Source organism: Halomonas sp. FeN2, from assembly GCF_020595105.1.
Taxonomy (GTDB): Bacteria; Pseudomonadota; Gammaproteobacteria; order Pseudomonadales; family Halomonadaceae; genus Vreelandella; species Vreelandella neptunia.
The window spans coordinates 492524-511542 of sequence record NZ_CP074200.1 but is presented as its reverse complement, the minus strand read 5'-3'; the positions used below and the strand labels follow the sequence as shown (position 1 = coordinate 511542).

Annotated in this window: 19 protein-coding genes; 10 read left to right on the top strand and 9 right to left on the bottom strand. The window is 56.6% G+C overall.

Annotated features, from left to right (window positions below; genetic code table 11):
* Positions 1-2: 2 nt before the first annotated feature.
* Together KF947_RS02465 and KF947_RS02460 are read left to right on the top strand one after the other, a co-directional pair.
* Entirely contained in the window at positions 3-665 is a 663-nt protein-coding gene (locus KF947_RS02465) for a bifunctional 4-hydroxy-2-oxoglutarate aldolase/2-dehydro-3-deoxy-phosphogluconate aldolase (protein ID WP_133732622.1), read from the top strand.
* Between the two features lie 258 nt (positions 666-923).
* Positions 924-2519, top strand: a complete 1596-nt coding sequence (locus KF947_RS02460; RefSeq protein WP_133732621.1) for a solute:sodium symporter family transporter — start codon at positions 924-926, stop codon at positions 2517-2519.
* A 357-nt stretch (positions 2520-2876) separates the two neighbouring features.
* Here the strand turns inward: KF947_RS02460 and KF947_RS02455 are convergent, their stop codons facing one another.
* The 5 genes from KF947_RS02455 to KF947_RS02435 are packed head-to-tail and all read right to left on the bottom strand — an operon-like array spanning position 2877 to position 7315.
* Entirely contained in the window at positions 2877-3761 is an 885-nt protein-coding gene (locus KF947_RS02455; RefSeq protein ID WP_227405358.1) for an SMP-30/gluconolactonase/LRE family protein, read from the bottom strand.
* Positions 3762-3788: 27 nt separating this feature from the next.
* Positions 3789-4409 (bottom strand): 2-dehydro-3-deoxy-6-phosphogalactonate aldolase, encoded by a 621-nt coding sequence (locus tag KF947_RS02450; RefSeq protein WP_264478627.1) that lies wholly within the window; start codon positions 4407-4409, stop codon positions 3789-3791.
* 7 nt (positions 4410-4416) lie between these two features.
* Positions 4417-5385 carry a 2-dehydro-3-deoxygalactonokinase gene (locus KF947_RS02445; protein WP_227405357.1) on the bottom strand — a complete coding sequence of 323 codons (969 nt, stop codon included), beginning with the start codon at positions 5383-5385 and terminating at the stop codon, positions 4417-4419.
* A gap of 18 nt (positions 5386-5403) precedes the next feature.
* Entirely contained in the window at positions 5404-6552 is a 1149-nt protein-coding gene (gene dgoD, locus KF947_RS02440) for a galactonate dehydratase (RefSeq protein ID WP_027957639.1), read from the bottom strand.
* Between the two features lie 43 nt (positions 6553-6595).
* Positions 6596-7315 (bottom strand): FadR/GntR family transcriptional regulator, encoded by a 720-nt coding sequence (locus KF947_RS02435; RefSeq protein ID WP_227405356.1) that lies wholly within the window; start codon positions 7313-7315, stop codon positions 6596-6598.
* Positions 7316-7594: 279 nt separating this feature from the next.
* Between KF947_RS02435 and KF947_RS02430 the strand changes: the two genes are divergently transcribed.
* Positions 7595-8302, top strand: a complete 708-nt coding sequence (locus KF947_RS02430; protein WP_227405355.1) for an inorganic diphosphatase — start codon at positions 7595-7597, stop codon at positions 8300-8302.
* 102 nt (positions 8303-8404) lie between these two features.
* On the opposite strand, the gene KF947_RS02425 is transcribed toward KF947_RS02430, so the two are convergent.
* The 4 genes from KF947_RS02425 to edd all read right to left on the bottom strand — a co-directional run bounded on the left by KF947_RS02425 (position 8405) and on the right by edd (position 13218).
* Positions 8405-9367 (bottom strand): carbohydrate kinase family protein, encoded by a 963-nt coding sequence (locus KF947_RS02425; RefSeq protein ID WP_227405354.1) that lies wholly within the window; start codon positions 9365-9367, stop codon positions 8405-8407.
* A gap of 66 nt (positions 9368-9433) precedes the next feature.
* Positions 9434-10303, bottom strand: a complete 870-nt coding sequence (locus tag KF947_RS02420; RefSeq protein ID WP_227405353.1) for an aldo/keto reductase — start codon at positions 10301-10303, stop codon at positions 9434-9436.
* Positions 10304-10363: 60 nt separating this feature from the next.
* A complete protein-coding gene (gene glk, locus KF947_RS02415; protein WP_227405352.1) occupies positions 10364-11329 on the bottom strand; it encodes a glucokinase in 966 nt (321 codons plus the stop codon).
* Positions 11329-13218, bottom strand: a complete 1890-nt coding sequence (gene edd / locus KF947_RS02410) for a phosphogluconate dehydratase (RefSeq protein WP_227405351.1) — start codon at positions 13216-13218, stop codon at positions 11329-11331. The genes glk and edd overlap by 1 nt, the downstream gene beginning before the upstream one ends.
* A gap of 281 nt (positions 13219-13499) precedes the next feature.
* Here edd and cobT point away from each other — a divergent pair, with 281 nt between their 5' ends.
* From cobT to KF947_RS02375, 7 genes are read left to right on the top strand one after another with little or no spacing between them, the layout of a single operon-like run.
* A complete protein-coding gene (gene cobT, locus KF947_RS02405) occupies positions 13500-14549 on the top strand; it encodes a nicotinate-nucleotide--dimethylbenzimidazole phosphoribosyltransferase (protein WP_227405350.1) in 1050 nt (349 codons plus the stop codon).
* On the top strand, positions 14546-15550 hold the full coding sequence (gene cbiB / locus KF947_RS02400) for an adenosylcobinamide-phosphate synthase CbiB (protein ID WP_227405349.1): 1005 nt from the start codon (positions 14546-14548) through the stop codon (positions 15548-15550). The genes cobT and cbiB overlap by 4 nt, the downstream gene beginning before the upstream one ends.
* A complete protein-coding gene (gene cobD, locus KF947_RS02395) occupies positions 15547-16692 on the top strand; it encodes a threonine-phosphate decarboxylase CobD (RefSeq protein ID WP_133732609.1) in 1146 nt (381 codons plus the stop codon). The genes cbiB and cobD overlap by 4 nt, the downstream gene beginning before the upstream one ends.
* Positions 16689-17258 (top strand): bifunctional adenosylcobinamide kinase/adenosylcobinamide-phosphate guanylyltransferase, encoded by a 570-nt coding sequence (locus KF947_RS02390; RefSeq protein ID WP_227405348.1) that lies wholly within the window; start codon positions 16689-16691, stop codon positions 17256-17258. Before cobD ends, KF947_RS02390 begins: the two co-directional genes overlap by 4 nt.
* Positions 17255-18025, top strand: a complete 771-nt coding sequence (gene cobS, locus KF947_RS02385) for an adenosylcobinamide-GDP ribazoletransferase (protein WP_227405347.1) — start codon at positions 17255-17257, stop codon at positions 18023-18025. The genes KF947_RS02390 and cobS overlap by 4 nt, the downstream gene beginning before the upstream one ends.
* On the top strand, positions 17962-18615 hold the full coding sequence (locus KF947_RS02380; protein WP_227405346.1) for a histidine phosphatase family protein: 654 nt from the start codon (positions 17962-17964) through the stop codon (positions 18613-18615). Before cobS ends, KF947_RS02380 begins: the two co-directional genes overlap by 64 nt.
* Positions 18567-18992: a bifunctional adenosylcobinamide kinase/adenosylcobinamide-phosphate guanylyltransferase gene (locus tag KF947_RS02375; protein ID WP_227405345.1), complete on the top strand. Its 426-nt coding sequence runs from the start codon at positions 18567-18569 to the stop codon at positions 18990-18992. Before KF947_RS02380 ends, KF947_RS02375 begins: the two co-directional genes overlap by 49 nt.
* The last annotated feature ends 27 nt before the right edge of the window (positions 18993-19019 follow it).

Below are 19019 nucleotides of genomic sequence, written 5' to 3'. Positions count from 1 at the left end.
TAATGACTATCGACAAACAGTTACCTTCTACGCGCACTGCAGAGCTGGATAGCATCTGCTTGAAAGCCGAGGTGATTCCGGTCATCACTATCGAGCGTTTGGAAGATGCGGTACCACTAGGCCGCGCCCTGGTAGAGGGTGGCTTAACCGTGCTGGAAGTTACCCTGCGTACCGACTGCGCGCTAGAAGCAGTGAAGCGTATGCGTGAAGCGTTGCCCGGTGCCAGCATTGGCGTGGGCACAGTGCTGACGCCTGCCCAGTACCGCCAGGCCGAGCAGGTTGGTGCTGACTTTGTAGTAACACCAGGCGCAACCGAAGCTCTCTATCGTTATGGCGTTGAAAGCCCGGTGCCCATGTTGCCGGGGGTCTCGACGGTTTCTGAGCTAATGACGGGCTGGCAGTACGGCTATCGTCGATTCAAGTTCTTCCCAGCGGAATCCAGCGGTGGAGCCAAAGCGATCAAAGCGTTTGGTGCGCCGATTCCAGAAGCCCGCTTCTGTCCCACCGGCGGCATCACCGTCGACAACGCCGATGACTATCTATCGCTGCCCAATGTGATGTGCGTAGGTGGCTCCTGGTTAACACCCAAAGCAATGGTAGAAGCGGAAGATTGGGATGGTATCCGTGAGCTGGCGCGCCAGTCCGCGGAGCGTTTTCATCACTAGATAGGCCCCCTGCGCTGAGTTAAAAACCAGTGCTAAGTTTAAAAAATAGCTCCAGTTTATTGTTCAATACAACATAGCTGGGGCTTTTTTATACCCTTAAAGCAGTCTTGAAACAGGCTAAAGCTCAATATAAGACCAAAGGCGTATAACGAGCTATATTCAGCTCAACTAAAATGGCGGCAAGATTTGTCTGACATTTCGCTATTCGCGCATACATAAACGTGCGTGCCACTTACAATGATGATGAGGTGAGTCAAAATGCACGCGTTAACCTTGGCGTCCTTCCTGTTTTTTACAGGGCTTGTAGCCTTTATCACTTGGCGGATCACCCGCCGAGATGATCACTCAAGCACCAGCGGCTACTTTCTTGCCGGGCGCACGCTAACCTTCCCGCTGATTGCCGGCTCTCTGCTGATGACCAACCTCTCCACCGAGCAAATGGTAGGGCTCAATGGGGCGGCCTTTTCTGATGGTTTAAGCGTAATGGCCTGGGAAGTGGTTGCGGTTATCGCCCTGGTGGCGTTGGCGCTATTCTTCCTTCCGCGGTTTTTGAAAAGTGGTATTGCCACGCTGCCGCAGCTTCTCGAAATTCGTTTCGATAAAACGACGCAGCTAATCACCAATATCATCTTCTTGATTGCTTACGCGGTGATTCTGCTGCCGATCATTCTCTATTCAGGTGCCATCGGTCTGCAGGGAATGCTCGACCTACAGGGGTTAACCGGCATTGAGTCTTCGACGACGCTGCTTTGGCTAACGGTGTGGATCGTCGGTATTATCGGTTCCGTGTATGCCCTGTTTGGTGGCCTGCGCACGGTTGCCGTTTCCGACACGCTCAACGGTGTTGGCCTCCTGATCGGTGGTTTCGTGATCGTCTATTTCGGCCTGCAGGCCGTGAGTGGCGGCACGGGTATCATGGAAGGCTGGAGCATCCTTAAAGAGGCTGACCCGGATAAGCTTAATTCGATTGGCGGTGCTGAACAGCAGGTGCCGTTCTTTACCCTGTTTACCGGCGTTTTCCTGATAAACCTGTTCTACTGGAGCACCAACCAGCAGATTATTCAGCGTACCTTTGCAGCCAAAAACCTCGCCGAAGGTCAGAAGGGCGTGCTGCTGACCGGTCTCTTCAAGCTGCTGGGGCCGCTGTACCTAGTGCTGCCGGGCATCATTGCTTATCACCTTTATGCCGATCAGGGCGTGCGTGCTGATGAAGCCTACGGTCATTTGGTCTTTAACGTACTGCCGCCGTATCTAACCGGGTTTTTCGCTGCCGTCATGGTAGGCGCGATTTTATCGTCGTTTAACTCCGCACTTAACAGTACCACCACGATTTTCAGCCTGGGCATCTATAAAGGGGTGTTGAACAAAGAGGCTACGGAAGAGCAGGTGGTTAAATCGGGCAAGGTGTTTGGCTGGATCATGGCCATCATTACCATGATTATTGCGCCACTGCTGGCAGGCCAGGAGAGCCTGTTTGGTTACCTGCAGAAGATGAACGCGATCTACTTTATTCCGATTCTTGCCGTCGTGCTGGTCGGACTGCTAACCAAACGTGTTCCGCCGATGGCAGCCAAAATTGCCTTGGTGGGCGGCTGCTTATTGATTGCCGCCGGTTACTTTGTGCCACCGTTTACGCTGTTGCCGCAGATCATGCACGAGTTCCACTTTGTTGCGCTGGTCTTTGTATTGCTGGTGGCGGTGATGCTGATTATCGGCAAGGTGCGCCCAAGGGAAACGGATTGGATTCAGCAGCACAGCGGCGATGTGGATCTAACACCCTGGAAAGGCGCAGTGCCCGCCGGTATCGTTTTGGTCGTGTTAGTCATCGTTATGTATATAAGCTTTGCGGGTTGAATGAAAGCCTTAGTCGCAGATAGTTGAAGCCGTAATAACAAATAGAAAGGCCCCGCTAGCTTATACTAGCGGGGCCTTTCGCATTACTAGAGCGTTATAATTGGTCTCTTCGTCATTCAGTATAGAATTAACTCTGCCAGCCTGATGGTAGCTCTCGTGGGAGGGCGCTTCAGCGCGCGAAGGGTGCCGCAGGCACCCCCTTGGTTTCATTATGCTAGGAGCCCAAATATTCGCGAGCTGAAGCTCCCTCCCACAAAATATAGATAGCTTAGTAGTTTCATCCTGAAACGTGAGGCACAAAAGAGCTAACGAATATTAAATCCACATGAAACGACTGATAACCTATAATTGAGGGCGTTATACGAGGCGCAGCGGGGGCTCGGCGAGCCCTTTGATACCGGTTTCGACCACATACAGCGAGCCCGCTGTTGGCTCTTGGGCCAACTGCTCAGCACTGAATCCCTCTTGCGCCGTGGTGATATACAGCGTTTTTAGATCAGGGCCTGCAAATACCGGGCAGGAGGGTTGGCTGACCGGTAGCTCGACGCGGCCTACTATTTCACCGTTAGGATCCAGGCGAACGACCTGCCCAGCCCCCCACAGCGCTAGCCATAGGCAGCCTTCGCTATCCATCACTGCACCATCGGGGTTGCCTTGGCTGGAGAAAAAGTCCGCCCAAGGCTGCGGCTCGCCTTGCGGCCAGCCGTCGCTATCCAGTTCCCAGCGCATCACTACACCCGTCACGGTATCGGTAAACCACGCGAACTCACCATCTGCGGAGAAGCAGATGGCATTGGGAATCGTTAGGCCTGAACGCAGCCGCGAGAGCTCGCCGCGATGCAGGCGATAAAGGCTTCCAGCGCTTCTTTCAGCGCTTTTACCCATGCTGGAGAGCCACAGGCTGCCATGGCGATCAATGCGGGCGTCATTGCTGCGGGTGATGGGATTATCGGCTTCGAAATCACACCACTTTTCGATACTGCCGCTGCTGGGGTCGAAGCGGCTTAAACGGTCTTCGCCCACCAACAGCAGGCCACCCTCAGCTAGGGGCGCTGCCAGAGACACCCGATGATCAAGCTGATAGTGGCTGCTTTCCCCGGTGGCGGGGGAGAGCCAGTGCAACTGCTTTCCAAGAATGTCGCACCAATAAAGGCGCTGATTTTTGGCGTCCCACTGCGGGCCTTCACCCAAGGTGCAGCGGCAATCGACCGCTAACTCAGCCTGCCACGTTGAAACACTCATATCGGTATTCATTGTTATTGGATCTCCTTATTGTTCTCCTGCCAACCAGGCATCGACGAGGGCTTGAGCCTGTTGACCTACCTGGGAAGCGCTTTGGCCGGGTTTGTATAGCGCGCTGCCCAGGCCTGCACCATCGACACCCGCTGCGCGCCATTCGGCGAAGTTATCGACTCCAGCGCCGCCGACGGCATACAAAAGCGTCCCTGCCGGAAGCACGGCGCGTACTGCTTTCATACCTTCTAATCCTACCTGCACCGCGGGGAAGAGTTTAAGTCCGGTGGCGCCTGCATCCAGCGCATCGAAGGCTTCTGAAGGCGTCACAATGCCCGGCCAACTCGCCATGCCGAGCTTATGCGTTTCTTCAATCACCGCTGGCCGACAGTTGGGAGAAACGATTAAGCGCCCCCCAGCAGCGTGAACTTCACGCACCTGAGCAGGGGTGAGTACCGTGCCTGCACCAATGACCGCGCGCTCGCCAAATGCGTCTACCAAGCGGCGAATGCTCTCCAGCGGGTTGGGTGAGTTAAGCGGTACTTCAATTTGGGTGATACCTGCGGCCAGCACCGCTTCCGCAACATCCACGGCCTCATCAGGCGTTACACCGCGTAAAATACCAATCAGTGGCAGCGACATAGCCAATTTCTCCATGCTTAAATTATTTTAACGCGTGATGGGCGAGGCGCAGGCCTGCTAAGACGGCGGTGTCGCCATCCACATGCTGCGTCTGATAGCCGATCGTATTGAGCGCCAGCGTATAGCGCTGGCTCAGGGCTTGGTTGCCAATCAGCATGATCGGCTCATCTGTGGGGCACTCACGGCAGGCGCCAGCAAGCTCAAGGCCAATGGCGAGTCCGGAGAGTCTGGCCGCCAGTACGGCTCCACGCGTTTCGCCCGCCGGTAGCCGACCATCGAGTAAATCTTGCGCGCGCAGGCCGAACAGTCGGCTACTAAAGGTTTCGGGTGCCGCGTAGATCTCGCTAACTGCCGAAATAAACGCCTCACGGCAAGCGGGGTCTTGAAGCTCATCGTTGCCGATTGAGTGGCGCAAGACCGATTGGTTGGCCAATAACTGGTAAAGCTCGCCGGTTAAGTAGGTCGAAAATCCACTCACAGCACCCGCTTCAAGAGTGGCCCATTTGGCGTGGGTACCCGGCAAACAGGCGAGGCCCGTAAAGTCAGGTGTGTCAGTGACGAGGCCTGCTAACTGGGTCTCTTCGCCACGCATCACATCAAAGTGGGTTGCAGCACTGCGGGTTTGACTTAATCCGGGCAGCAGATAAACACGCAGCTGGTCGCCTGTAAGCGTTGGCGTTACTGCGCCTTGGCTAAGCTGGTCAAGCCGCGTGGGGATCGGCAAATAGGCGGCTTCCAACCAGCCCTGACGGGCGCCTGCCATGCCGCACACCATTACCTTAGTCGTGCCGGTGGCGGGTAGCCAATCGACCACCAGTTGTAGCAGCTCGGCTTCGTACTCATCGGCCTTTAGCGACAGCATGCCCTTGTCGCTACTGGCTTGGGCAATCACTTGGTCGTGTTGATCCAGCCCCCAGGCACGCAGATTGCTAGAGCCCCAGTCAACGGCAATCCAGGTTAATTGGTCTGCAATATCGGGTGTTTCACTCATCACGGTTGATCCCATGTCTTACCACTCCGCAATAGAGCCGTCTTCGTGAGTCCAAACCGGGTTGCGCCAACGGTGGCCCACTTTGGCGCGCTCTTCAACGAATTCTTCGTTGATCTCGACACCAAGGCCTGGGCCCTGGGGAATGGCGCAGAAGCCGTCTTCAATGGCGAGGGCGGATTTATCGACCAAGTAATCAAGGACGTCGTTGCCCTGGTTGTAGTGGATGCCCATGCTCTGCTCTTGGATAAAGGCGTTGTGGCTGACCGCATCGAGCTGTAAAGAGGCGGCCAGGGTTAACGGGCCGAGCGGGCAGTGGGGCGCTAAGGCGACGTCGTAAGCGGAAGCCAGGGCGGCGATTTTGAGGCCTTCGCTAATGCCGCCGCAGTGGGAAATATCCGGTTGAATAATGTCGATCATGCCGTCGGCCAGCAAATCGCGGAACTGGAAACGGGTATGCAGCCGCTCGCCAGTTGCCAATGGGTAGCCTAAACCACCGGCAATATCTTTCAAGCAGGGCAGATGTTCCGGGGCGACCGGCTCTTCCACAAACATGGGGTGAAAGGGTTCCAGCTCGCGCAGCAGCGCTTTGGCCATAGGGCGGTGCACGCGGCCATGAAAGTCGATGCCGATACCGACATCTGGCCCAACGGCGTTGCGGGCTTCTGCCACCCGGGCGACGGCTTCATCGACCTTGCGGTGGGAGTCGACGATTTGCATTTCGGGGGTTCCGTTCATTTTAAAGGCCGTGAAGCCTTTTTCGACCAACGCTTTAGCGCCAGCGCCCACGTCGCTTGGGCGGTCACCACCGGTCCAGGCGTACATGCGCATTTTGTCGCGCACGGCACCGCCCAACAACTGATGAACGGGCACACCCAGATCGCGACCTTTAAGATCCCACAACGCCTGGTCAATACCGGCAATCGCACTCATCAGAATAGGGCCACCACGATAAAAGCCGGCGCGATACATGATGTTCCAAAGATGCTCGATGCGGTGTGGATCCTGGCCGATCAAGTAGTCGGAAAGCTCGTGCACGGCGGCTTCAACGGTGGCGGCGCGGCCTTCAATTACCGGTTCACCCCAGCCGTAGCAGCCTTCGTCGGTTTCGATTTTGAGAAACAGCCAGCGCGGGGGAACTTGCCAGGTCTTGAGTTTGGTAATTTTCATGTTCGGTCATCCTTCTGAATAGGAAATATTCATTGAGTAACTGTTAACTGACGATGCCAAGGTCGATGGCCGTGCGGCTGAGTACTTCTCTCGCGGCGGTTTCTGCGGCGCTGGCATCGCGGCTGCGGATAGCGTCAAGTACCTGGCGGTGGCGCGTAAGACTGTCCTCCAGGGTGTCCGTGTGGTGTTGCGAGCGATGTATCAGTGCCATGATCGAAGGGCGCAATAAATGCCCCATTTGCCGCCAGACTAAATTGTGGCTGGCCCGGTAGGTGGCGTCGTGAAAGGCGACGTCGTACTCGGCATGCTCAGCACGCGCTTCAACGCTGCCTGCACTGCTCTCCATACCGGCAAAGGCACTTTCCAGACGCTCTATGTCTTCAGCCTGGGCTGCCCGTGCAGCGAGCCCTGCGACCACCGGTTCAGCAGAAAAGCGAAAGGCGTAAATGGCCCTTACCAACTGTGGGTCAAGGTTGACCAGGCCAGTCATCCATTCGCTCATCAGTGGGTCGAGTAGATGCCAGTCGCCCATCTCGCGGACCAGCGTGCCTCGGCCCGCGGTTCGCTCTAATAGTCCCGCAGCGGTGAGGCTGGTGAGTGCGTTACGCACTTGGTTACGACTAACGGCAAAGTGTTTGCCGAGATCCAGCTCGCGAGGGAAAACATCGCCGGGCTGCCAATGGCCTGCCAGCAGTGCCTGGGCGAGTAAACGGGCTAACTGTTCAGCGCCACCCTTGTGGGGCGGTAGAGCGTCCAGCGTCATCGGTGATCTCTTGTTTTTTATTGGATTAACCTTAGTCTAGTAAATGTCTGACATTTAAACAAGTCATGCCATGGGCGTCTCTAAAGGACCGATGACGACTTCTCCAATCAAAAAAGCCCACATCTGTTTGCAACAGAAGTGGGCCAATAGTGGTTAGTCAGCCACAGCAGTGCCGTGGTTTCGCATTCAATTTTGAATAGTAAAAAACAACAACTTGAGATTGTCATTACCCCGTCATTTCTCCTCGGTAACGTATTTGAATAACCAACGGAGAGCATCATGCGGAAAAAATTATTACTCACGAGTGTAGCGTGTATCACGGCTTTAGCGTCCTCTGCTCAGGCTGAGACGCTAGGTGGATTGGCGTTTTCTGACACCACGCCCATTACCCAAAACATGAACGCAACGGATGAGTTCACTATCGTGGGTGAAGACGATTTGATGTCCATGGATGCCATCAATGCTGATGGTTCGGTAAGAGCCATCGTTGAAATACCCACGGGCACATCGGCGAAATGGGAAGTCAGTAAAGATGATCCCAAAGCGGTTTATTGGGAATATAAAGACGGTGAACCGCGCGTTGTGAATTACCTGGGCTACCCCGGTAATTATGGTGCTATTCCAGGCACTGCTTTGCCAAAGGAGTTGGGCGGCGATGGTGACCCACTGGATGTGATTGTGCTGGGCCAAGCCGTTCCACGAGGTGAAATTGTCGATGTGAACGTTATTGGTGTTCTGAAAATGCTCGATGATGGAGAGCAAGACGACAAGCTCATTGCCGTTCTCACCCAGGATTCACCTTTTGCGCATATTGAAAGCATGACGCAGCTGGATAACGAGTTCCCAGCTGTAAGTCAGATCATTGATCTGTGGTTTGCCAATTACAAAGGGCCTGACGGTGGTATGGAAGGGCTAGGGTTTGAAGATGCGGAAGCGGCAAGGGCAGTGCTAGAAGCTGCTGCTGAAAACTTCGCAGCCATGCAATAACGACCAAATCCCAGTCATTGGGAGTTGGAGCTCTCAGCTTATCGTTGCTACTGCCTCACTAGCATCGGTGACCGCCCAGGCGGTCACCGAACTGGATCGCCATTAACTATTTCGAAGCGCCTCGATATCCGCATGGGTGGGGAGGGAGGCGTAAGCGCCTGGCCGTGTGACCGCATGGGCACCACATCGGCAGGCGGTATCCACCGCGCGGTGGAGAAAATCAGCATCGTTCTGCCAGTTTTCATCGATGCCGTGGGCCGAGAGCTCTGCCAACAGCCCGCCAATAAAGGCGTCGCCCCCAGCGGTGGTATCTACCGCTTCCACTTTGGGTGGCGCAATGCGCTGGTCAATACCGACGCCTTTGATTACGACATCATTGGGGCCGTCAGTAATCAAAATAACTTTTACCCCTGCCGCTAGCCGCTCTGATAGCCACGATTCTGCAGGATGATCGGCGCGCAAGTAGTCGAGTTCTTCCTGGGAGAGCTTGAGCAGCTCAGCGCCGTCTAGCAGCTGTGTGACTAAGCTGGCATCGGCTTCGCCGCCGGGCCACAGGTTGTGGCGTAGGTTGGCATCCACGCTGACCAGGCAGCCTGCGCGCTTAGCCATAGTGGCCATCGCCAGGGTAACGTCGGCGATCTCTGGGTCGGTCAGGCTGTTACTGCACAAGTGCAGAATGGCAGGGTTCTCGAAGACGCCATGGGGTAAATGCTCAAGGCGATAAAGCAGGTCAGCAGCGGGCGGGCGATAGAAATCAAAAGTGCGTTCGCCTACGTCATCCCGGGAAACGAACGCCAGCGCCGTGCGGGCTTCTTGGGTAAATACCACGCCGCTGATGTCTACACCGTGGCTTTTGAGTTCACGCACTAAAAAATGCCCGAACGTATCGTCGCCCACCATGCCTAAAAATTGGCTAGGAACGCCCAAGCGGGCGCAGGCGACCGCCACGTTAGCGGGAGCACCACCGGCGTAGGGTGTAAAGGTTTCCTGGGTATCGGTCCCCGCCCCTAAACGGCTGGAGAGCATATCAACCAGCGCTTCCCCAAACGCGATAACTGGCGTCATCATTGGCTCCTTAGTGTAATTAACGTAATAGTTGTTTTGTAACGCGTCGTTTTATACAAAATAGCCTTATGCCACGCAGTGGCCGCGGGCGGCTTCCAGCAATTCATACCAGGCTTCCCGGGGTAGCGTGGCAGGGCCTTTGAGCATATCGTTGATTCGCTCAGGTTTAACGCTGCCAACCACCGGTACTGGCGAGTTGGGAAGACTACGCAGCCATGCCAGCGCTAAAGCGCTGGGGGAGCTATCAAGCTCTGTCGCCCACTTCGCCAAACATTCGCCAACGGCGCCTTGCATCAGTTGCCCGCCTGCCAGGGGCGACCACGCCATGGGCGCGTGGCCATCGGCACATAGATCATCAAAGTCGCCGTCAAACAGCGGCGTCGTGTGGGCAATCGAGAGCTCGACCTGGTTGGCTGACAAGCGGTGATGCATGGCGCCCTGCAAGCGCCGCCACTGGCTGGGCAGGTGATTGGAAACCCCCGCCGCGCCAATTTTGCCTGCTTCAATGGCATCGTCCAGCGCACGGCCGGTCGCTTCCGCGTCCATCAACAGATCGGGACGGTGAATCAGGAAATGATCGAGGCGTTCGACATTCAAGCGCACAAGTGAGACATCAATGGCGCTAGTAAGATAAGCAGGGCTGGCGTTGTAGTGCTTTACCTTACCCGAACCGGGGGCGGGGTTGTCGTTTGCGATGCTCGCTTTGGTGACAACCTTGACCCGCTGAGCCAGGGCAGGGCGCGCCCGTAGAGCGGCGCCAAAAAGCGTCTCTCCTTGGCCGCTGCCGTAAATGTCCGCATGGTCAAACCAGTTCAGGCCCTGTTCCAGGCGCGCTTCGATCCAGTCTGCTAATCGCTCCGGTTCGTGCATAGCGGATGTTTCGTGCAGGCGCATCATGCCGAGCAGAAACGGCACATCAAAGGTGGCAGCGGGCATAGCAGATTCCATATTGATGTTGTTAGAAATGTGTTTAATAAATGTTGCTAGAAATTGTGATCAGAAAACTTCTTCGTTATGCAGTGCTTCGGCGGCACCTAGCAGGCCCGTCCAGGGGGCAGTCACCACCCACACGGGGATGTCAGCGTTATAGGTGCCCATACGGCCTTTGTTGACAAAGGCCTCGCGCAGTTCGCTTTTCGGCAGCCACTCCAGCAAGCGGGGAAGAATGCCGCCACATAGATAAACCCCACCCCTTGCGCCCATGGTCAGGGTGGCATCGCCACATACATCGCCAAGTATTTTGAGAAAGCGCAGCAGGGCAGTAGTGGCGAGGCTATCGCCTTCATTAGCCGCTGTGGTCACCTCCGCTGGGCTGGTAAAGCGCGGCTCCATTCCCTCAAGGGTGCAGTAGGCTTGGTACAGCTCCAATAAACCCTGGCCGCACAAGATGCGCTCTACGCTCACCCGTTTGTGACGCTGCAGAAATACATCCAACAGTGCCCGCTCGGTACTGTCCGTGGGGGCAAAGGTGACATGACCGCCTTCGGTGGGCAGCGGAATCCAGGCGTGTTGCCCAGGAAAGACCCCGGCAACGCCAAGCCCGGTGCCTGGGCCGATGATTAAGCGTGTGGAGTGCGCCTGGGTGTGACCCGGCTGAACCTCGACCAAATCACTGGATGCCACATGGGGGACGCCCAGCGCCTGGGCGGTAAAATCGTTGATGACCTTGAATAGCGATAGATTCAACTGTTGCTGAACGTCGCTTTTCAAAAAATCCCAGTGGTTATTGGTCATTTTGACACGCTCAGCGTGAACGGGGCAGGCAAAAGCTAAACACGCCTCTTGAGGCGCGTTGTCCCCGGTGGCGCCCACGCGGTGCAGGTAGTCTCGAACCGCTTCTATAACGCCGGGGTAGTCGGCGCAGGGTAGGTTCAAAATATCGTGGGGGGTTACTTCACCGGGAGAAACCAACGCCAAGCGTGCGTTGGTTCCCCCGATGTCGCCGATAAGTGCCGGTCGCATCAGGCATCCTCTTGTGAGATTTGCCCCTGCTGGCGGGCGAGATCATCGGCTTCAAACCCGCCAAACACGCCAGCGCCTTCTTCGCCACGCATGGCCAGATGGCGGAAGCCGCCAAATAGCTCGCGACCCAAGCCCACATGGTAGTGATCCAGGTTGCCGATGGCCAGTTGCCGCTCAGCCCAGGTGGCGGGATCGACTTTGGCTTCCAGCGTACCGGCATTGGCATCCAAGCGCACAATATCGCCATCGCGCAGTTTGGCCAACGGGCCGCCATCCAGGGCTTCAGGGCTCATGTGAATGGAAGCGGGCACTTTGCCGGAAGCACCCGACATCCGCCCATCGGTGACCAGTGCTACCTTAAAGCCTCGGTCTTGTAGCACGCCCAGGAACGGCGTTAGTTTGTGTAGTTCCGGCATGCCGTTAGCTTTGGGCCCCTGGAAACGTACTACCACGATGACATCGCGGTCTAAATCGCCAGACTCAAAAGCCGCTTTCATTTCATTTTGATCTTCGAAGATTTTTACTGGCGCTTCAACAATGCGATGCTCTTCGGCGACGGCGGAGATTTTAATCACACCGCGTCCAAGGTTGCCTTTCATCACCGTTAAACCACCCGTTGCCGCGAAGGGCTTAGCGACAGGGCGAAGAACATCTTCATCAAGACTTTTTTCGGGGCCTTCGTGCCAGACGACTTTGCCATCTTCCAGGAACGGCTCCTGGGTGTAGGCGGTTAGGTCAGTGCCAAATACGGTGGGGATATCGCCGTGAATCAAGCCTGCGCCCAACAACTCCCGGAACAGGTAGCTCATGCCGCCCGCCGCTTGGAAGTGGTTGATATCCGCCTGGCCGTTGGGGTAAACCTGCATCAGGCTGGGAGTAACCGCCGAAAGGTCGGTGAAGTCATCCCAGTTCAGGGTAATGCCCGCAGCGGCGGCCATGGCGATCAGGTGCATCGTGTGGTTGGTTGAACCACCGGAAGCCAGCAAGCCCACCACGGCGTTAACAATCGCGCGCTCATCAATCTGTTTGTAGAACGGACGGTAGTCGCCACCGGGTTCGGTGTTACGGATGGCCTGCTCGGTGGCATAGCGCGTCAATGCTTCGCGCATCTCGGTGCCAGGGTTTACAAACGAGGTGCCGGGCAGGTGTAGGCCCATCACCTCCATCATTAGTTGGTTGGAGTTGGCGGTGCCGTAAAAGGTGCAGGTGCCGGGGCTGTGGTAAGAGTCAGACTCAGCTTCAAGCAGCTCGGCGCGGCCTACTTTGCCTTCCGCGTAGAGTTGGCGGATGCGCGCCTTCTCTTTATTAGGCAAGCCGCTGGGCATAGGGCCCGCGGGGACAAACATGGCGGGCAGATGGCCAAAGCGCGCGGCAGCGATGAATAGGCCTGGAATAATCTTGTCGCATACGCCCAGGTAAAGGGCAGCATCAAACATATTGTGCGAGAGGCCAACGGCCGCAGACATGGCGATCACATCGCGGGAAAACAGCGATAGCTCCATCCCCGGCTGGCCTTGGGTCACACCGTCGCACATGGCGGGAACACCACCGGCAAACTGGGCGGTGGAGCCCATGGCACTGGCGGCTGCTTTAATCGTTTCAGGAAACGTTTCAAACGGCTGGTGCGCCGAGAGCATATCGTTGTAAGACGAGATAATGCCCAGGTTGGCGCTGTTCATCAGCTTGAGTTCGTTCTTATCACGCGGGTTACAGGCCGCAAAACCGTGGGCCAGATTGCCACAGCTTAGCTCAGCACGGTGCACGCCACGTTTGTGCTGGTCAGCCATGCGCCGCTCGTAGAGGGCGCGACGCTCAGCAGAACGCTCACGAATGCGCTGGGTAACCTCAGCAACGGTGGGGTTTAAAGTGGCGGGTGTTGAGCTCGGCATAGGGACCTCTGCATGATAGAGACGGTGAGTGAAGCTTGTAGTTATTTTACATTTTTTGGCGTCGATATAAGAGACTTTACGGCAATAAAAACCACATTTGTAGTTTTATTACTCGAATATAAGGTGGCAAGTACGCCACTCGAAATATCTAAATGAAGCCTTAACATCCTGACAGGGTGGAAGACCCGCTAATGAAATAGCAAGTATAGCACTCAGGCTTTTGCTACCATTTTGCGCTTTGCCTTTGAATGTTTGATGACCCCTAGTGGGCTGGAGCCTGCATGCACGCCATTGTTGACCACATTCAGTCAGTTGATCTCAATGCCGGTGAGGAGGCGCGTCGCTACTTGGATACACTGACCAAGCCGCCAGGTAGTTTGGGTGCCTTGGAAGAGCTGGCTATTCAACTGAGCGCCATCACCGGTGAGCTCAAGCCCAGCGTAACGCCGCCTGCGGTGGTTGTGTTTGCCGCCGATCACGGGGTCGCTGCTGAAGGCGTGTCAGCCTTTCCCCAAGCAGTGACCGCCCAGATGGTAGCCAACTTTGCCAACGGTGGGGCGGCAATTAATGTCTTTGCCCGTCAGATAGGTGCTCAGGTCGAGATTGTGGATGTGGGCGTTGCTTCGCCTTTAACACTGCCTGGGGTGACCTCGGCCAGAGTGCGCCAAGGCACCGCCAATATGGTGGTAGAGGACGCGATGCAATTTGATCAAGGCATCGCCGCGATTGATGTGGGTGTTGCGGCCGTTAACAGAGCAAAAAGGGCAGGTGCAAAGTGCCTTATTGTTGGCGAAATGGGCATTGCCAATACCACCGCCAGCAGTGCAATGCTGGCAGTGCTGACGGGTGAGTCAGTGGCAAGCGTGGTGGGCGCAGGAACCGGGATTAACCCACAGCAGCAGGCGCACAAAGTGGCGGTGATTGAACGCGCTATTGCTGCGCGCAGCGCTAACGCTCAGGCGCCTTTAGAGGTGCTGGGCAAGTTGGGTGGCCTCGAAATAGCCGCTATGACCGGCGCTTATCTGGCCGCAGCGGCCCAGCGGTTACCGGCCATTGTGGATGGCTTTATTGCCACCGTCGCCGCGCTAACCGCCTGCCGAATCTGTCCCGCCGTGCGTGGCTATCTGATTTTTGGCCATCGCTCCCAGGAGCCAGGTCACGATGTGGCATTAAAAGCGCTGGAGGCCAAGCCGCTGCTCGATATGGGCATGCGGCTAGGCGAAGGCAGTGGTGCTGCGCTGGCGTATCCATTGCTGCAAACGGCGACAGCGATGGTGGCGGAAATGGCTACCTTTACCGATGCCGGTGTTAGCGATAAGGCATCATCATGATCCCAGGCGCCACTTTTGGCGGCATTGTGCTGATCATCTTCGCGATCGCCATTGATTTAGTGGTTGGCGATCCTCGCTCGCTGCCACATCCGGTGGTGCTGATGGGGCGCTTTATCAGCGCTTTTGAGCGGCTGTGGAATCGTGGCACCGCGCAGCAACGCAGAGTTAGTGGCTTTCTGCTAACCACTATTGTCGTCGGCGGCGTATGGGCTATTAGCTGGCTAGCGCTGGCACTGCTGGAGCGCTTGCACCCTGGGTTAGCGCTGATCGCCGAGCTTTGGCTGCTCTCTACTGCGCTGGCGATCAAAGGCCTGGGCGATGCGGCCCGCGCCGTGATCCAACCGCTTACTCAAGGCGATTTGCCTGCCGCCCGTAAGGCGCTGGGGATGATTGTCGGCCGCGATACGCAAAATCTAGACGAAGCGGAGATTACCCGGGGCACGGTGGAAACCGTGGCGGAAAACACCGTGGACGGTATTACTGCGCCGCTATTTTTTGCGCTTATCGGCGGAGCGCCGCTAGCGCTGGCTTACAAGGCAGTCAATACTCTTGATTCGATGGTAGGCTACAAAAACCAGCGCTATGCCGATTTTGGCTTTGCCTCCGCCAAGTTGGACGATTTAGCCAACTGGGTACCGGCACGCTTAACCGCGCTGTGTCTATGGCTCGCAGGCTTGCTATTAAGTCTTGCCGGTGTTGTACGATTGCGCTGGCAAGGCGCACTGTGGGGCACCTTCCGTGATGCACCGCGCCACCCCAGCCCCAATGCAGGCTGGCCGGAGGCCATGGTGGCAAGGCTACTGGGTGTTCAACTGGGCGGCACCAATGTCTATCAAGGTGTGGTGTCTCACCGCGCGACCCTAGGCGAGCCGTTTGAAGTGCTAAGGGTCAGCCATATCACTTCCACGTTGCGCTTAATGCATGGCGCCTGGCTGCTGTTTATGTTGCTGTCAGTTGTGGTGATAGCGGGCATGTCATTCATTTTTAAGGGGCTACTATGAGTCAATTTATGTCGCCCAGCTCTCCATGGCCCGCGCACGGCGGCCAAGCAGAGGCGCTACTAGCGCACTTCGGCTTGCCCGCCGATCACCGCCTGGAAGATTTCAGCGCCAACCTTAACCCCTTGGGGCCTCCGGCCTGGGTTAGCGATTGGCTGGCTAAGCAACTGGCAGGTCTTGAACGCTACCCCGCGCCGGACTACGCCGCTGCACGTCAGGCCATCGCCACCCATCACCAGCTTCAGCCCGAACACGTACTGCTCACCAACGGCGGTGCGGAGGCAATTTTCCTCGCCGCCGCACTGCATGCGGGTAAGCGAGCGGCGGTTATTACCCCAAGCTTTGGCGAGTATGCCCGCGCTTGCCGCGCCCATGGGCTTTCAATCAGTGAGATCGCGCTGCCCGCGCCGCACTTTACGCTGGACGTAGACGCGCTAATGGCTGGGCTTAACGATATCGATGTGCTGTTTCTATGCCGCCCCAATAATCCGACCGCTACGCTTATCGATATCTCAGCAATCGAAGACCTGATGAATTACACCGCTGCGATTGGTTGCCGCGTTGTGGTCGATGAAGCCTTTATCGATATGGTGGGTGAGACGCTGGGCGAGACGTCACAAGCGTCGTCGTTGGCACCACTGCTGGTGCGCTACCCGCATCTGATGCTGCTCCACTCAATGACCAAATTTTATACCCTGCCGGGTCTCCGGTTGGGCTATCTGCTGGCGGATGCGGCCACGGTTCAAGCGGCACAGGCTCACCAGCCACCTTGGAGTGTCAATCACCTCGCGGCTGAACTGGTGGCACCATTGCTGGCAGATGATGCCTTTGCCCGGCGCACCCAGCGGTGGTTGGCCAGCGAGCGCTCGCGCATGGCTCAAGCGCTTGCTCAATTAGGGCTGGAAGTCGTACCCAGTCAGGCGTGTTTTTTTCTTATCCGGCCCAGTGCCGCGCAGACAATCACCAGCGATGCGTTATTTGAACAGCTGCTACGTCGGGGTATTTTAGTGCGTCATACCCATAATTTTGCCGGGCTCAATGGTGATTGGCTGCGGGTAGCGCTGCGCGATACCGCTGCTAATCGACGGCTGATAAGCGTGTTGAAACATGTTTTGGAAAATGTTTTGAAAAAAGGAACGGCATGATTGTCTTCGTTAGCGGCGGGGCGCGTTCCGGCAAAAGTGATATCGCCGAGCAATGGGTGGTAGACGCCGCGGCTAGCTCACCCTGTTATTACCTGGCCACTGCTGAGGTGTACGACGAAGAGATGGCTGAGCGGGTGGCTCGACACCAGCAGACTAGAAACGGCCAGAGTGAAACCGTTCAATGGATCACCATAGAAGCACCGCTGGCAATAGATCAGGCACTCGTCGAGGTGCCTGATGGCAGCGCGGTGCTGCTGGACTGCGTAACCCTCTGGGCCAGCCAAGTCCTGTACGCCAGCAGGCTATGCGAAGAAGAGGGCTTAGCGTTGCTGGCTAACGCACTGGCTGAGGCCCGCGCGCGCAGCCTTTATCTAGTGATTGTCTCCAATGATATTAACGAAGCGTTGCCGCCTACGGATGCTGAAACCTGGCGCTATCTGGCGTTTCTTCAGCGGGCTCACTGCTGGATAGCGGCAGAGGCCGATTCTGTACTCGAAGTGGTCGCAGGCTGTGCCATTAAGCGGAAGCATCAGGACTGGAAGCATGAGAAGGAGGTAAACGTTTGAAAAATGCCTTGTTCGGTGTGCTGCTGGCGCTGCAGTTTCTGACCCGAGTCCCGATTCCAATAGCCGTTCCCTGGACGCCCGATACCCGGCGCTGGGCAGTGCGCGCCTATCCATTAGTGGGGTTGATGATAGGGAGCGTACTGGCGTTAACAGCGTTTGCTATGCACAGCGTTCCCACGCCGATCACCGCGCTGGCGATATTAAGCGTGTGGGTGGCGCTCTCGGGTGGGCTGCATTTGGATGGCGTCATGGACATCGCCGATGCGCTGGGCAGCAATCAGCCGCTGGCGCGCCGCTGGGAGATTATGAAAGACCCGCAAATTGGCAGCTTTGGAATGCTAGCGCTACTGTTTTTGCTCGCCTGGAAGGGCGTTCTGCTATGGGCATTGCTGGCCTATCAGGCTCCCTTGTGGTGGCTGTTGATGCTGCCTGCGCTAGGGCGCTGGGCTGGCGTTGCGTTACTGGTGCTAACACCCTGCGCCCAGCAGAAGGGCTTGGCGTGGAGCTGGCAGCAATCGCTTAGCGGTCAGGATGTGGCGCTAGCGTTGGTGCCGATCATGCTGATAGCCCTGTTAGCGCCCGCGATAGTGTTGATGATGCTTACGGTTACTGTTTTCGTGTTACTAATCCGCTGGCTAATGTTGCGACTGTTTAACGGCATTAACGGCGATATGGTAGGCGCCACCATCGAAGGAGGAGAGCTTTGGCTACTGATCTTACTGTGGAGCTGGTGGCAGTTCGCCACGGTATCACCGCTTGGAATTTAGAGCGCCGTTATCAAGGCCAGCAGGATATTCCGCTGCTGTTTCCTGATGCTGAAGCAGGGTTGCTGGAACTGCGCGACGCGTTGGTGGATGAGCGGTTCGATGCCATCTACTCAAGCGATCTTAACCGCTGCCAGCAAACCCTTGCGTGGGCAGAAGTAGCCAAGGCCAACGTGCCACTATCGCTTGAACCGCGCCTGCGCGAGCTCGATTTTGGCGAGTACGAAGGCAAAGTTTACGATGAGCTGAAAGAGTTACCCCATTACCGTGCCTGGATTGATAGCGTGGGCGAGCTGCAAATTCCCGGCGGAGAATCGGCGGCCCAATTGCGAGAGCGTTTAGACGCTTGGTTGCATGACCTAGCGGTTAATGCCCGCGCTGATGGACACAAAAAAGTATTGGCCGTCACCCATGGCGGCGTGATTCGAGAACTACGCCGTCGCTTTGAAACGATTCACTTCTGGGACGGTACCGTGCTTCAGGCCCAAGGCAGGCGCTGGCAGCTTATTTATCAGCAAGACGAACATGGAAAAGGGGAATGGCAATGCAGCTCTTCATCGGCGGTGCCTGCGCTGGCAAACGCGAAGCCGTAGCCGCACGCTTTCCCACTGCGAAATGGAGGCGTCTGGATACTGATAAGCCCTTCAGCGATAGCCAGCAAACGCTAATAGCCGATAAGCCGCTTGTTATCACAGGTGTGCTTGAGTGGCTTGGGGCTTCCCTCGAACGTGAGGATAACGATACCCTGCGCCAGCAGTGGCAGAGCGATATGGCAGCACTCTGCCAGCGCGCCGAAGAGCTAAATGCACCGTTAATCATCATTGCCAACGAAGTTGGCCGTGGGATTGTGCCCATGCAGCCCGAACAGCGCCGCTTACGTGACCTCAATGGCTGGTTCGTTCAGGATGCCACTGCCCAGGCTGAGCAGGTGTGGTATGTGCGGCATGGTTTGGTGATGGCGGTTAAGTAGCTGACTGAGTTCGATGCCCCAGCCATT

What these genes read in the sequence shown, in the direction of transcription:
- glk (WP_227405352.1), bottom strand. Translation starts at nt 11,329, where the DNA reads ATGCGACCGGCACTTATCGGCGACATCGGGGGAACCAACGCACGCTTG.
- KF947_RS02375 (WP_227405345.1), top strand. Translation starts at nt 18,567, where the DNA reads ATGCAGCTCTTCATCGGCGGTGCCTGCGCTGGCAAACGCGAAGCCGTA.
- KF947_RS02390 (WP_227405348.1), top strand. Translation starts at nt 16,689, where the DNA reads ATGATTGTCTTCGTTAGCGGCGGGGCGCGTTCCGGCAAAAGTGATATC.
- KF947_RS02425 (WP_227405354.1), bottom strand. Translation starts at nt 9,367, where the DNA reads ATGACGCCAGTTATCGCGTTTGGGGAAGCGCTGGTTGATATGCTCTCC.
- KF947_RS02430 (WP_227405355.1), top strand. Translation starts at nt 7,595, where the DNA reads ATGCGGAAAAAATTATTACTCACGAGTGTAGCGTGTATCACGGCTTTA.
- KF947_RS02450 (WP_264478627.1), bottom strand. Translation starts at nt 4,409, where the DNA reads ATGGAGAAATTGGCTATGTCGCTGCCACTGATTGGTATTTTACGCGGT.
- dgoD (WP_027957639.1), bottom strand. Translation starts at nt 6,552, where the DNA reads ATGAAAATTACCAAACTCAAGACCTGGCAAGTTCCCCCGCGCTGGCTG.
- KF947_RS02455 (WP_227405358.1), bottom strand. Translation starts at nt 3,761, where the DNA reads ATGAGTGTTTCAACGTGGCAGGCTGAGTTAGCGGTCGATTGCCGCTGC.
- KF947_RS02435 (WP_227405356.1), bottom strand. Translation starts at nt 7,315, where the DNA reads ATGACGCTGGACGCTCTACCGCCCCACAAGGGTGGCGCTGAACAGTTA.
- KF947_RS02465 (WP_133732622.1), top strand. Translation starts at nt 3, where the DNA reads ATGACTATCGACAAACAGTTACCTTCTACGCGCACTGCAGAGCTGGAT.
- edd (WP_227405351.1), bottom strand. Translation starts at nt 13,218, where the DNA reads ATGCCGAGCTCAACACCCGCCACTTTAAACCCCACCGTTGCTGAGGTT.
- KF947_RS02445 (WP_227405357.1), bottom strand. Translation starts at nt 5,385, where the DNA reads ATGAGTGAAACACCCGATATTGCAGACCAATTAACCTGGATTGCCGTT.
- cobD (WP_133732609.1), top strand. Translation starts at nt 15,547, where the DNA reads ATGAGTCAATTTATGTCGCCCAGCTCTCCATGGCCCGCGCACGGCGGC.
- KF947_RS02420 (WP_227405353.1), bottom strand. Translation starts at nt 10,303, where the DNA reads ATGCCCGCTGCCACCTTTGATGTGCCGTTTCTGCTCGGCATGATGCGC.
- cbiB (WP_227405349.1), top strand. Translation starts at nt 14,546, where the DNA reads ATGATCCCAGGCGCCACTTTTGGCGGCATTGTGCTGATCATCTTCGCG.
- cobT (WP_227405350.1), top strand. Translation starts at nt 13,500, where the DNA reads ATGCACGCCATTGTTGACCACATTCAGTCAGTTGATCTCAATGCCGGT.
- KF947_RS02460 (WP_133732621.1), top strand. Translation starts at nt 924, where the DNA reads ATGCACGCGTTAACCTTGGCGTCCTTCCTGTTTTTTACAGGGCTTGTA.